The sequence below is a fragment of the Microbulbifer agarilyticus S89 genome (assembly GCF_000220505.1).
GTDB classification, from domain to species: domain Bacteria; phylum Pseudomonadota; class Gammaproteobacteria; order Pseudomonadales; family Cellvibrionaceae; genus Microbulbifer; species Microbulbifer agarilyticus_B.
Genome location: NZ_AFPJ01000042.1, coordinates 1 through 13706, shown reverse-complemented (window position 1 = coordinate 13706; position 13706 = coordinate 1). Strand labels below are relative to the sequence as shown.

General features: G+C 53.8%; 10 protein-coding genes. 9 read left to right on the top strand and 1 reads right to left on the bottom strand.

The window, feature by feature from the left end:
• Positions 1–94: 94 nt before the first annotated feature.
• Positions 95–1492, top strand: a complete 1398-nt coding sequence (locus AS89_RS0113200) for an aminotransferase (protein ID WP_010133162.1) — start codon at positions 95–97, stop codon at positions 1490–1492.
• A gap of 24 nt (positions 1493–1516) precedes the next feature.
• Here AS89_RS0113200 and AS89_RS0113195 read toward each other — a convergent pair whose 3' ends face one another.
• Positions 1517–2434 (bottom strand): LysR family transcriptional regulator, encoded by a 918-nt coding sequence (locus AS89_RS0113195; RefSeq protein WP_010133161.1) that lies wholly within the window; start codon positions 2432–2434, stop codon positions 1517–1519.
• Between the two features lie 609 nt (positions 2435–3043).
• Here AS89_RS0113195 and AS89_RS0113190 point away from each other — a divergent pair.
• The 8 genes from AS89_RS0113190 (at position 3044) to alr (ending at position 13662) form a co-directional block, all read left to right on the top strand.
• Positions 3044–5413 (top strand): TonB-dependent receptor, encoded by a 2370-nt coding sequence (locus AS89_RS0113190; RefSeq protein ID WP_010133160.1) that lies wholly within the window; start codon positions 3044–3046, stop codon positions 5411–5413.
• Between the two features lie 141 nt (positions 5414–5554).
• Positions 5555–7504 carry a glycoside hydrolase family 3 N-terminal domain-containing protein gene (locus tag AS89_RS17575; protein ID WP_010133159.1) on the top strand — a complete coding sequence of 650 codons (1950 nt, stop codon included), beginning with the start codon at positions 5555–5557 and terminating at the stop codon, positions 7502–7504.
• 109 nt (positions 7505–7613) lie between these two features.
• On the top strand, positions 7614–9056 hold the full coding sequence (locus AS89_RS0113180) for an amidase (RefSeq protein ID WP_033230486.1): 1443 nt from the start codon (positions 7614–7616) through the stop codon (positions 9054–9056).
• Positions 9053–9862: a putative hydro-lyase gene (locus AS89_RS0113175; protein ID WP_010133157.1), complete on the top strand. Its 810-nt coding sequence runs from the start codon at positions 9053–9055 to the stop codon at positions 9860–9862. The genes AS89_RS0113180 and AS89_RS0113175 overlap by 4 nt, the downstream gene beginning before the upstream one ends.
• Before the next feature lie 10 nt (positions 9863–9872).
• Entirely contained in the window at positions 9873–10577 is a 705-nt protein-coding gene (gene pxpB / locus AS89_RS0113170; RefSeq protein ID WP_010133156.1) for a 5-oxoprolinase subunit PxpB, read from the top strand.
• A complete protein-coding gene (locus tag AS89_RS0113165; protein ID WP_081475738.1) occupies positions 10570–11571 on the top strand; it encodes a biotin-dependent carboxyltransferase family protein in 1002 nt (333 codons plus the stop codon). The genes pxpB and AS89_RS0113165 overlap by 8 nt, the downstream gene beginning before the upstream one ends.
• Complete coding sequence (locus AS89_RS17570; RefSeq protein WP_010133154.1) at positions 11564–12520, top strand: glutamate cyclase domain-containing protein; 957 nt, start codon at positions 11564–11566, stop codon at positions 12518–12520. Before AS89_RS0113165 ends, AS89_RS17570 begins: the two co-directional genes overlap by 8 nt.
• Positions 12517–13662, top strand: a complete 1146-nt coding sequence (alr, locus tag AS89_RS0113155) for an alanine racemase (protein WP_010133153.1) — start codon at positions 12517–12519, stop codon at positions 13660–13662. The genes AS89_RS17570 and alr overlap by 4 nt, the downstream gene beginning before the upstream one ends.
• Positions 13663–13706 lie beyond the last annotated feature (44 nt).

Genomic DNA, 13706 nt, shown 5'->3' with positions numbered 1-13706 from the left:
GCTACAAACTGTCACTGATCAATAAGCGGCTTACACTAAGCTCATTGTCCGTCCCGTTGGGGGGACTCCAACAACGTTGAGAATGAGCAAGGTTATGAGTAGCGAGAACTGGCAGGCGGATAAACGCCACTGGATGCATCCATGGACCCATTTTGATTCCTTTAAAGAGGAGGGATCATTGATGCTTAGCCGGGCAAAAGGTGCACGCCTGTGGGATGAACAGGGCAAAAGCTACTTTGACGCAGTAGGTGGGCTGTGGTGCACAAACATTGGTTTGGGCCGAGAAGAGATGGCGGAAGTCATTGCCGAGCAAGTGCGAGAAATGGCCTATGGCAATCCTTTTGTGGATATGTCGAATGTGCCAGCGGCTCAGCTTGCGAAAAAGCTTGCCGAGTTGGCGCCGGGCGATGTGAATCGGGTTTTTTACAGCTGCGGTGGGTCGACTGCGATTGATACGGCGTTCCGTTTGGTGCATTTCTATCAAAATTGTCGTGGCAAGCCGGCCAAGAAGCACATTCTGGCGCGCAAGGGCGGCTACCATGGCAGTACTTATGCGGCCATGTCTATTACTGGTAAGTCGGGCGACAAGATTGCTGAGTTCGATTATATCCAGGACACCATTCACCACCTGAGTTGTCCGAACCCCTACCGTGCACCCGCGGGCATGGATGAGCAGCAATTTTGTGACTTCCTCGTTGACGAGTTTAAGCAGAAAATCGTGGAGTTGGGTGCTGATAAAATCGCCGCTTTTTTTGCGGAGCCGATTTTAGGATCCGGGGGTGTGATTGTACCGCCCGAGGGTTATAACCGCCGAATCTGGGAACTGTGCCAGGAGAATGACATTCTCTTTGTTGCCGATGAAGTGGTTACTGCATTTGGCCGCGTCGGCCACTGGTTTGCCTCTGAAGATCTATTCGGTGTACAGCCGGATATCATTACCTGTGCCAAGGGCCTGACTTCGGGATACCAGCCGCTGGGCGCCACTCTGTTCTCCGATCGAATTTATGATGTGATCGCAACCGGTGATGCAGATCGCTACTTCGCCAGCGGGTACACCTATTCGGGGCATCCGGTGGCCTGTGCGGCGGCACTCAAAAATATTGAGATTATCGAGCGGGAAAATCTGCTGGCACGTGTGGTTGAGGTTGGTGCGTATTTCGAGAAGCGATTGCAGACATTGTGCGATCTCCCGCTTGTCGGCGACGTTCGTGGCAAGCGCTTCATGATGTGCGTGGAGAATGTCGCGGACAAAACAACCAAGCAGTTGCTGCCGGATGAGCTGAATATTGGCAAGTGGATCTCGGACCGCGCTGAGCAGAATGGGTTGATTGTGCGTCCTATCGTGCACTTGAATGTGATGTCGCCACCACTAACCATGAGCCATAACGACGTGGACTTTGTAGTGGAGAGGCTAGGTGCGGCAATTGAGCACACCTATCACGATTTGCAAAAAGAGGGGCTTGTTGCTGCCCCCCGCAAGCTGACTGCCTAAGGCCTGCGTTTACCTGCCCGTCGTCTAGGCGGGCTCGGCAGTTTTTGCGGACAGGATATTGGATACTTCATCGATTAACCGCTGTCCGGCAGGGCCCAGGGTTTTACGGCGTGACCAAATAAGGTCGGTGCAGTATGGGTAGGGAGTTAGCTGGAAGTCCGTATCCAATACGGCAATTGCACCGCTTTCAATGTGTGGGCGTGCAATATGCAGCGGGGTAAATGCCCAGCCGAGCCCTTCTGTCAGCATCGTCATGAACAGTGAATAGCTTTCGAGGTACCAGACTCGATCGCTGAGGTCATTTTCCGGCAGGGACGCCGGATCACTGCTTGCACTAATACGCAGATGCAGGTGGTTGTGTAGATCCTGGATACTCACTTTATCCAGTCTCGTAAGTGGGTGGTTAGCCCCTGCAACAAGCATAAACGAACAATTGCCGACCCCTCGAAAATCAAAGTCTTCCGGGTAGTCCCCCTGGCTCAAAACAATACCGATATCCGCTTTACCTTCTCGAACTAAGGACGCGGCGGTGTCCCCGGAAGCATGTCGCAAGCTAATGGTCACGGTGCCGAACTCGGCATAGAATCTTTCCAGTCCCTGCGCCAGAGCGCTCAAATCAATGGCGGACTCGTCGACGGCAATAGTAAGTGACTCTTCTAGCCCTGCATTGAGGCTGCGGCTCTTTGCTTCAAAGCGGGAATAGGAATTGAGTAGGGAGCGAACATCATGTAACAGGGAGCGCCCCTGGGCGGTGAGTTTGGGTTCGCGACCAGAGCGGTCGAAGAGCGTCAAGCCCGTGTCAATCTCAAGGTTGCTTATCAGTCCTGAAACCGTTGATTGCGCCTTTCCCAGAGACCGTGCGGCCGCGGAAAAGGATCCACTGCGTGCAGCTGCCTCAAAGGCCTCTAGCTGCTCTGGTGCGATAAAGAAGCGCGATTCCATAAATCCCCTGTAACGCGACAATTGCCAAAGTTTTTATTGGGTATGGTCAATATTGCATCTGTTCGATGCTTAGCTCCATCGAGCTGGCCATCATGCGAGATCTCGTTGGCCCGGCGAATAGCTTGTATCGGCTTGGCCTATGGAAATCACTGTATCAGAGTTCATTGTTCTGTAAAGCGACGGCATAGGTTTTGTAAAGCGTGGTCTTATTTTAACCACACTTGTGGCCGATATTAACCGACTTGGTGCGTTGGCGGCATGCATTCCCAGTTTGGAATCAAAACTCAGTATGCCCCACAACCGGCCATTTGACTCATGCTCTAAGGGATTTTCTGTAATTTCCACCTGATCTGGCGGCTGATAAATGTCTCAGGTTTTGCATCGGCATGGTGCTGGCGACTGAATTTTCGACAGTTTGCGCGCTCACTTGGTGCGCTTTTGGCGAAAAGGAGTTTCCTCGACCAGTAATATTATCTTTCCGCTTATCTATCGCCGTTGCCGATGGTTGATATTTTCCAATTTTTAGCTTCGAGAGAGATCCTGATTGCAGGGTCGATGAGTTCGCGCGCCCGAGAAGAGAGTCTTAGTCAAATAATAAGGATCTAGGGTATGTTCCCATTCAATAAAAAACCGCTGGCATACATTGTGCCAATGTTTGCTCTGAGTCTGGCTCCTGTAACTTTTGCTCAGGAAAGTACAGCAGACCAGAAGGAACTGGCGAAAGAAGGAAGCCAGGAAGTCCAGGCGCTAGAGACGGTAGTTGTTACCGCTACCCGACGTGAGGCATCTGTCGAAGATATTCCGTTGAATATTTCCGCGATTGGAGAGGCGGAAATGCGTAAACGCGCGATCACTGACCTGAAAGACTTGATCAGTGACTCTGTGACTATCAGCGCCCCTGGTAATTCTGCGCGCTTCGCTGATTCCGTTACGGTGCGAGGCCTCAACGTTTCACCGGTAAATCAGAATAACCTTGAATTCTTTGTGCGCTCTACACTGGCTTATTACCTGGACGAGACCCCATTGCCGCATATCGGCTACCGTATTAAGGATATAGCGCGTGTAGAAACCCTGTTGGGCCCTCAAGGGACTCTGTACGGTTCTGGTAGTTTGGGGGGTACTGTTCGCTACATTACCAATCAGCCAGATTTTGACGAGTCGACTGTGCGCTTCAACACCGGAATGTATCAGACCAAGGGCGGCGGCTTGAGTACCGACACCGACGTGGTGATTAACCAGCCACTGAGTGAGAATGTGGCTATTCGAGCGTCTCTTGCGTACTTGGACGAGGCTGGATACACCGATCGAGTGATCTCTCCGTCTTTCCGTACCGAGACCCCCTGGACTAATGTCGACGGCACGAGCCAGACCCGCTATGAAAACGATGATTATCAGTACGTAACCACGGGCAAGGTGGCATTAGCTTGGCAAATCAACCCGGATGCGAAGCTCACATTTACGCATGCACAGCAAAGTCAGCTTGCCAACGGCTCAGGTGGTAGCACCATCGATCCCACTCAGGATGGCGACGTGCTCCAGTATGGTCAGGATGTTGTTGTGGGGCGTTACCGTGAGTTTTCTGACCGCTCTTTCAAATTAGACTCAATGGATCTTGAGTGGGGCTTCGACTCCTTCTCGATGAAGTCCAGTACCTCTTACTTTAAGGACACGCGTGAGGGTCAAGCCAACTACGGTATTGGCTACCTGTATTACGGTGACTGGGGTTGGAGTGCCCTGACTCCGGATAATACGGATGAAACCCCGTACATGGTGTTTGACAACACCTATTCTGGCTTGAGTCACGAAACCCGCTTTGTGTCTGAAGGTGATAGCGCATTGAGCTGGATTGGTGGTATTTATTACACCCAACAAGAGCGCGCCCTGACTTTCTCAGAAATTTTCCCGACATTGGATTCTGTGGGCGGAATCGATCGCTCCGCGGTTGGCGGTAGTGTGGACGCTGGCTATTCCGAGGACATCAACTCTGATTACAGTGAGCTGGCTTTGTTCGGCGAGCTCACCTATGCAGTGACTGATCGTTGGGATGTGACTCTGGGAGCGCGAGTATTTAACTTCTCCGACGAAGCGGATCCCCAGATTACAGATTATGCATTCGGCGCTGTTGACACCAAAGGTGCCACTGACACATCTGAGTCTGGCGAAAAGTTCTTCAAGCTCAATACTTCTTACGACCTGACGGATGATCTGCTGGTCTATGCAACTGCATCCCAGGGCTTCCGTCGTGGTGGCGTGAACGGTTTCAAAAACCTGGGAGATCAGCAGGTTGCGGAAAGTACCCAGAACTACGCGCCTGACTCTGTTGATAACTTTGAGCTCGGATTGAAAGGCAGTTTCTTCGATGACGTGCTTTATGTTGAAACAAACGTATATCAGATTGCATGGGATAACACTCAGACCTATTACTCTCAGAGCATCAACCTGTTCCCTCTGAATGGTACTGCCAACGGTCCCGCGGCTGAGTCGCGCGGCTTTGATTTCAGCAGCCGCCTGAAGGTTACTGACAACATTAATCTGAAGTACGCAACTGCGACTACCGAAGCGAAATGGGCAGAAACGAAAGAGGTTTGTCTCTACACAGATGGGTCTAGCTGCCGGACTTGGTCCGAGGGTGGCCTTCTCGGTGGTGCACCAGAGTGGCGTCACAATCTGGGTGCGGACTTTTTCTACGATCTAAGTAACGGTCTAACCATGTCTGCAAATGTGCGTGGTGCTTATACGAGTGAGATTCAAAGTAATCGCGCGGATTCACCTGATGAAGAACCCCCTCGCTACGATTCGTACACTCTGTACAGTGCCAACCTGGCACTTTCGGGTGACGACTGGACTGCAGGAGTCTGGGCTCGAAACCTGACGAATGAACGCGCTGAGGTTTCCTACCAAGCAGAGCATTACGTGGGTGAGCGTAAAATCTACACGGCGCCACGCACTATTGGCCTGAACGTCTCCTACGATTTCTAACTAAATCGACTCATTGTGGATTGATGGGGGCGTTTTCGCCCCCTTTTTTTTAGATTCGAAAACTTCCTATTGCGTTGCCGCGCTAAATGTGAAGAATAAATTATTCCGCAATTTCAAATATCTTATAATTGGTTATTATTTATGCTGGTTAAACCGTTGCTTGTGCAAGCGCTGAAGTCCTGTTCCCTCGCGGCACTGATCGCCTCTCTAAGTGCCTGTGGCCAGTCCGACAAGAGCGGCCAAGGCTCTGCAGGTGCATCGCTGGATTTGCGTCAGAAAATTGCGCAGAAGTTGATGTTGGACATCCGCTACTTTTGCCCGGATATGCAGCGCCCGGCGGAAGGGAAAGCCGGTGCGGCGCATTGTGCACAGCCGGTTACCTCGCTGCCGCCAGAGCTGGCGACGTTGATTTCAGACAGTGACCTTGGTGGCATCATTCTGTTTGCTGATAACCTGGAAAGCAGCACACAGATGGTAAAGCTGAATAGAGCACTGCAGGCAGCTGCCGCCCAATCTCGCTCCGGTTTGCCGCTGCTGATAGGTATCGACCAGGAGGGGGGGCGCGTAAACAGGCTGCCGCGTGAAGAGGCCGCAGCATTTGCTGGCAATATGGCGATCGGAGCAACCTACTCGCGAGAAGGTGATCGGTTTGCCCGTGCTACCGCAGAGGTCATGGCGGAGCAGTTGCGTGTGCTTGGGTTCAATGTGAACTTCGCACCAACGCTGGATGTAAATAGTAACCCCGACAACCCAGTCATTAATGTGCGCTCCTATGGTGAAACCCCGCAGGTCGTCGCTGACCTGGGAGCCGCGAGTGTCGAAGGGTTCCAGCAGCGCGGTGTCGCTGCGACGGTAAAGCATTTCCCGGGGCACGGCGATACCAGTGTGGACAGCCATACAGGTCTTCCCCGTGTAGAGCGCACCGCAGCAGACGCACAAGCGATAGATTTGCTCCCATTCAAACAGGTGATCGCCCGCGCGCAACCAGCACTGACGATGACTGCACACATCCAATATCCATCTCTGGATACCAGCATGCTCACATCGCGTTCCGGGGAGCAGATGCTGGCGCCGGCTACTCTTTCGCGCAAGATTCTGACCGGAATACTGCGAGAAGACATGGCTTATCAGGGGGTGATCATCACTGACTCTCTGAATATGGCAGGTATCAGCGATTACTTCACCCCGGAAGAGGCGGTGGTGAATACCTTTAAAGCTGGTGCCGATATTGCACTCATGCCGATAAAAATCCGTTTTCCCGAAGATCTGGTGCAGCTGGATAAACTGATAGACCGTGTTGTTTTAGCGGTTGAAGGTGGTGAGCTGTCGCTGCAAGAGATCGATGCTTCACTCGCTCGTGTGCAGAAGCTCAAGCAGCAGTTCATCGATGAGAGTTGGATGGCACTGGCTGAGGAGAAAGCAATCGCCCAGGCGGAACAAGTGCTGGCAACGGAGGAGCATCGCGCTCTGGCCGATGCGCTGGCAAGTGCGGCGCTGACCAATATTTTCACCCCAGATCCTGCCAAGTTGCCGGTCATTGATAGTACGGTAAAACGTGTACAGGTGTTAACGCCGCACCGCGCAATTGGTGAGGCTTTCCGTATTGCATTGATGCAGGCGAGCGACGTTGAGGTCGAGGTTCTGAACCCCGATTCTGCAGTAAGCGCAATTAATGAGTCTGCTGCTGATGCACTTGTTGTTGCGAGTATCGTACCTTCCGAAAGTGCCGTAGAGCTGGGCGGTATGGAAGATCTGGCAATACTTGAGCATCGTGTGATCGATCTCGAGCAGCGCTATGAAATCTACGTCGATGCGTTGCAGGCTGCAAATGCTCATGGAGCCAAGACAGTCTTTGTCAGTATGCGTTCTCCATACGAGGCTGCGCGCTTCGAAACCTTGGCCGATGTGCATTTGGCAAGCTTCGATTACAAAGCCTACCTCGGTGAAGGGCAGCGGCTCGAAGGACCAATCTACCACGCACTCGCGCGTGCGTTACTGAGCCCTGAGGTTTCTGCCGGGGAGCTGCCAGTAACCGTAACTAGTGCAGGAGTAATGCAAGCAGATGGCGAGGCGGTGAATAAAGAGGGTTGAATAGTCACACTGTGATGTCTATCGGTCCTGCCTTTGGTTAATCATTTAATTTCAATCGGTTGGACCGCCACACTAGCGCTTTCGAAGTGAGAACAATAAAAGGTGCACCATGCGAATGGACGTGTGTTACATGGATGCCTGTGAGGTGCGCGAGCACTATATCCGCGGTGATTTGTCACCAGTGGATGTACTCGCGGCACATATCGAGCGGTATGAGCAGATTGGCCCAGAAATCAATGCATTTACACAGTGCAATTTTGAACGGGCAATGGAGCAGGCGCATGCCGCCGAGCAGGCGTATGCGCGCGGCGAAGCGCGACCGCTGGAAGGCATAATCACCGCGATCAAGGATGAGACCTACGTGCGCGGTGAGGTGACCACCAATGGTTCGCGGCTGTTGCAAGACAACGTGGCAGACGTGACCGATCCGGTGCCAGAGAGATTGCTCTCTGCCGGTGCAATATTCCATGCGCGCACCGCAACTCCAGAGTTCTCCGTTGCCGCCTATACGTGGTCTGACTTGTGGGGGGTGACACGTAACCCCTGGAATACCGATATTACCCCTGGTGGTTCCTCCGGTGGTTCGGCTGCTGCCCTGGCCGCAGGTCTTTGCACCATTGCCAATGGTACGGACATGGGCGGGTCGGTTCGCATTCCGGCCTCCCAGTGCGGGCTTGTGGGGCTTAAAGCTTCACATGGGCGTATCCCCGAAATCCCTCCCTATAACGTGGACCCCTACGTACACCACGGCATGCTCACGCGCAGTGCCCGTGACATGGTGTTGTTGTACAACCTGATCTCTGGACCACACCCGGTCGATTTGGTGTCCCAGATTGCGAAAGAGTCAGTGCCAGCGGCACCGCTGAAGCTAAAAGGCCTCAAAGTTGGCTTGTCCCTGGATTTGGGCTTCTTTCCTCTGGATGACGACGTGCGTCGTAACACCCTGGCGTATGCGGACCAGCTAACAGCACTGGGTGCCGAGGTCGAGTTGGTATCCCTGGATTGGGATGCACGCTGCATTCGCACCGCGCAGATTCACCAGGGCGCTTCCATGGGACATATGTTGCGACAGAAGTACGACAACCCAGAATGCCGCGACCAGTTAAGCAGTTACGTTCGCCACTATTTTGATCTTTCGTCTGCGGCTTCCCCCGAGCGTATCCAAGAGGCGAACGATTATGCTCAGCATATGTGGCAGTCACTAGAGCAGGTGTTCCGTAACTACGATTTCTTGCTGTGCCCTACAGTGTGCACGACACGAGTCCCCGCAGATTTCGACTACGGTAGAGACTCACTGGAAGTTGACGGTGTCAGCGTGGACCCCGTGAAAGGCTGGTTTATGACGTATCCGTTCAACACCTTGAGTCGCTGTCCGGTGCTCTCACTTCCAAGTGGTCTGGGGGACAATGGTGTGCCGACCGGCGTGCAATTGGCCGGGCATCCATATGCCGACGCCGCCTTGCTCCAACTCGGTCTTGCCATTGAATTGGAACTTGGGAAATTCATTCGTGCGGACAATGTACCGCTCTACACTGAGGTCCAGGTGGCATGATCAAGCAGTGCCCTCGTGTGATTCGTGCAGAAATTCGCGCGGCACGCTTTGCCGGCCCAACGTCTGGTCTCGCAGCCGGTTATGTTCAGGCGAATATTGCCATAGTGCCCGCTGAGTACGCGGATGAGTTTGCGCGTTTTTGTGACAGGAATAACCGGGCCTGTGCGCTGTTGTATCGAGCCGAGCCAGGCCAGTTCCTGATGTCCGGGTTGGGGCAGGACGTGGATATCCGTAAAGATGTGCCGCGCTACCTGGTGCATCGTGCCGGACAGCCCGCAGAGGAGGTGACGGACATCAGTGCTTTGTGGCGCGATGATCTGGTGACTTTTGCTCTGGGATGTTCCTTTTCTTTTGAAGAGGCACTGATTGCATCGGGCTTGGAGGTGCGGAACATCGTTGAGGGCCGCAATGTGCCAATGTACCGTACCGACAAAGAGTGCGTTGCGGAAGGGCGATTCCATGGCAAATTGGTTGTGAGCATGCGTCCCTTTAGTGGCAATGCGACTGAACAGGCCTGTGAAATCTCTGGCCGCTATCCGCTGGTACATGGTGCGCCCATCTTTTCTGGCGACGCGGCCGCGCTGGGCATTGAAGATTTGGCCGAGCCGGATTTCGGCGAAGCGATACGTGTTGGCAAAGAAGAGATCCCGTCATTCTGGGCGTGTGGAGTCACGGCGATTGAAGCTCTACGTAATGCCAATTTGCCATTTTGTATTACTCACGCGCCGGGTCATATGTTGATCACTGACAGGCTCAATTCAGAACTTGAGTTGGTCACCGATATTCAGTCACTCGATTGGAGCTAGGTGGGGTCTGATGTTCCAGATCGTAGACTCAGGTGATACGGCGATCACGGTTTACCTTGCAGACAAGCCAAGTGAACACTCGCTTTCCCGCGTACTCACATTTGCCGAACGACTGAAGCGGCTACTCGGGGACCGCGTGCAGGATATTGTTCCCTCCTATTGTTGCGTAACCCTGTACTTTGACATTTTGCGTTGTGACTACTTTGTTCTGCGCAGAACCATTCGTGAACTCGGAGAAGCACTCGACACGGAGCAGGCGAGCCGATGCGAGGGCGAACAAGCACCGCTCATTACCCTTCCTGTTTATTATGGGCAGGAGTCAGCGCCTGATATGGCAAGAGTCTCCCGTGCGTGTGAATTGAGTTCGAATGAAATTATCCATCTTCACTCCTCCCAGACGTATCGGGTTTTTGCTTTGGGGTTCCGCCCCGGTTTCGCGTTTATGGGAGATGTCGTTGAATCCATACGGGTTCCACGCTTGGAATCGCCGCGTAAGCGTGTTCCCGCGGGCTCTGTTGCCATTGCCGGCAATCAGGCTGCGGTCTATCCATCGGCGAGTCCCGGCGGTTGGAACCTGATTGGTCGTTGCCCCACACCGTTGTTTTCATGCTCGTCCGGGCAGCCCGAGGTATTGCTCTCGGTCGGTGCTCGGGTGCGCTTCCAGCAAATTTCCCGCGATGAATATGTGCAACTAGGCGGCTGCTTTGATGAATAGCATAGCGTTTTCTTCATCAGATATCGCGTTGCGTCGTTGTCTCGCAACAATTCTGAACCCGGGAGCGCTCGCGCTTATTCAGGACCGCGGTCGCTTTGGTTATCAACATCTCGGTATCGGTGCCAGTGGAGTTGCTGATAGCCATGGGGCCGGGTGGGCCAATCGACTCTTGGGGAATTCCAGCGGTGACGCAGTGATCGAACTGTGCCTGGGAAACTTTCGCATGCAGTTCAAATCTGAGGGTCGGTTTGCAATTGCAGGTGCTGATCTGGGGTGGCGGCTAGATGGCGAGCGACTGGAAAACTGGTGTTCCTATCGAGCGCGGGCGGGTGCGAAACTCGAAGCATCGATTGCTACCGATGGTTTGCGGGGGTACCTGGGCTTTTCTGGCGGTGTCGACGCCCCGCTTATTTGTGGAAGTCGTGCAACGAGCCAGGGTGACGGACTTGGTGGCCTGAAGGGAAATGGCGAACCGTTGGCAAAGGGTGACGTCCTTACCTTTGGCTGCCCAATGAATTCAGGAATCCATGATGCTTCGGTTCGCGCGGTTCCCAGCCAGTTTCGACGTACCTATGGCACCGCAGTAACTTTGCGGGTTGTCCCTTCCAATCAGTTCAATGCCTTTTCTGCGGATTGCGTGCATCAACTGTTGAATACCAGCTATACCGTGGCTCCGGATTCCGACCGCATGGGTGTGCGCCTCGCCGGTAGCGCGTTACCGGAACCGCCGGGCAATTTGATTTCTGAGCCAGTGAGCCCGGGTGCAATTCAGGTGCCGGCCAATGGCCAACCAATTGTGTTGATGCAGGATTGCCAGACAATAGGTGGTTACCCCAAGCTCGGGCATGTTTACCGAGTGGACCTGGACCGTCTGGCGCAAGCCCGGCCGGGTGCACAAGTGCGCTTTGTCATGGGAAATCGGGCGGAATCGCAGCACGAGTGGCTGTTGCAATCTCAATTCTTTTCCAGTGCCGTGGTAGGTGCAAATGCATAATTTAACCTTTGAGAAAGGCCTCAGACCCAGTACTGACCAGTTGGCCATGCAATTGGAAGCATTGATGGTGGCGGGTAATTTGCGGGGAATGGCGACGGTCCGCGATAGTGGTTATCGAGGGTACTTGCGCGATTCGGTACAGGCACTGTTGCGCAACAGCGGGCGGGTTGCGATTGTGAGTGGTTTCCCCGTAGGCGAGCGTTTTGAGACCGACGGCCCCGCAGGCGCTATCGCGCTTGCCAATGGGCTACAGCGATTGGGTGCGGAAGTAGCCCTAGTGGGTGCAGAGCGCTACGCAAAGGCACTGCGTGCAGCATTGCCTGCAGCTATCGCAAACGGTGAACAGCTCGCAGACTGTGTTGTGCCGATTGACAAGGGGCAGTGTGAAGCCCAACTCAGGACCTTTGTCAGTGACTTCCAGCCCACGCTGGTGATATTTATCGAGGTGCCTGGTGTTGGACGAGATGGCACCCACCGAAATATGCGATTTGAAGATATCAGTGCGCAAACCCTCACCTGGGAACTTCTGTTGCAGCAGGTTATATGTCCGACCCTTGCTATAGGGGATGGTGGTAACGAGCTTGGTATGGGGCTTGTGGCTACGCACCTGCAGCAATTGCCTGTGGCCTGTGCGTCGGCAAGCACTGACCACCTCGTGCTCGCGGATGTTTCGAACTGGGGAGCTTATACTCTGCTCGCGCTGGCATCGGCCTGTGTTGGACGCCCTTTACTGACAGGCTTTGAACTCGCGACCTGCCTGAACGCCCTGGTCGATGCGGGGTTTGTCGATGGTGTAACACAGTGTGCTGCTGCGACCGAGGACGGTTTGCCACTCGTTCGTAGTGAGTCTTTCATTGCAGGGCTGCAAGCATTGGCTGCACCAATCATTGCGGAGTGTCAGGCAAGCGATCTATTTGCAGCCGATAGTTTTGCCATGGAGTACGCATGACACGGCCTCTTCAGGCGATCGTTAAACTCGATGCCATTGTAAGCAACTACCGTCAGGCAAAAACGTTGGCCGGTGGCGCGGTGGTAGCCGTTATCAAAGCCAATGGCTACGGCCATGGCCTTGTCAATGTTGGTCTCCACCTTTCCCCTCATGTGGATGCTCTGGCGGTGGCGACTCTCGAAGAAGCGATTGAGCTGCGAACGGCAAATGTCCCCGGGCGACTTTTGGTTCTGGAGGGTGTATTTGACGCGGAAGCGCTCGCTACCGCCAACCGATTAGATCTCGATCTTGTTGTACACAGTGACTATCAAGTTGCTCTTCTTCAAGAGTACCAGCCAAACGCCGGCGACAGCACATTAAACCTTTGGCTCAAGATTGATACCGGAATGGGGCGCCTTGGATTTTCGCCGGATAGAGCTGCTCAACAGTACAAAGAGCTTTTCTCACTGGATATGGTCAAGTCAGTGATACTGACGAGCCATTTCGCCTGTGCCGATGAACCAGACCGTGAGGAAAATGCGCAGCAGTTAGCGTCGTTTGACAGGGCGGTAAACGCTGTGGAAAAGCTGCTGAAGGATCTTCCAGGAGCAGAAGGTGAAGCTTTCGCGCTCCAGCAAAGTATCGCAAACTCCGCAGCGATCCTCGCGTTGCCAGCTGCCCATCGACATTGGAATAGGGCGGGTATCATGTTGTACGGCAGTGACCCGGTTGTGCGAGGCGTTGATCGCCCAGCCGAGACTCAGTCACTGGCATGCAGTATGACATTGCAATCACGCTTGATAGCGGTGCGTTCCGTCCACAAAGGTGAGTCGATTGGCTACGGGGCGGATTTTCATTTTGAGGAGGATGGCCGCTATGGCATTGTCGCGTGTGGCTACGGCGATGGTTATCCGCGACATGCTGGCACCGGCACGCCAGTGATGGTCGGAGGAGTGCGTACCCGTTTGATCGGACGTGTTTCGATGGATATGTTGGCCGTAGACTTGTCGAAGGTGCCGCATGCCGAAGTGGGCACAGAGGTTGAACTGTGGGGCAACGAAATATCGATATCAGAAGTGGCAGATTGCGCAGGTACTATCCCTTATGAACTATTCACTGGCCTAACCCAGCGCGTTCCCCGCGTTTATCTGCCTGCAGAATAAGGACCCTAATAATAGCCCTATAGTCCAATAAAAAAGCCAGCCGC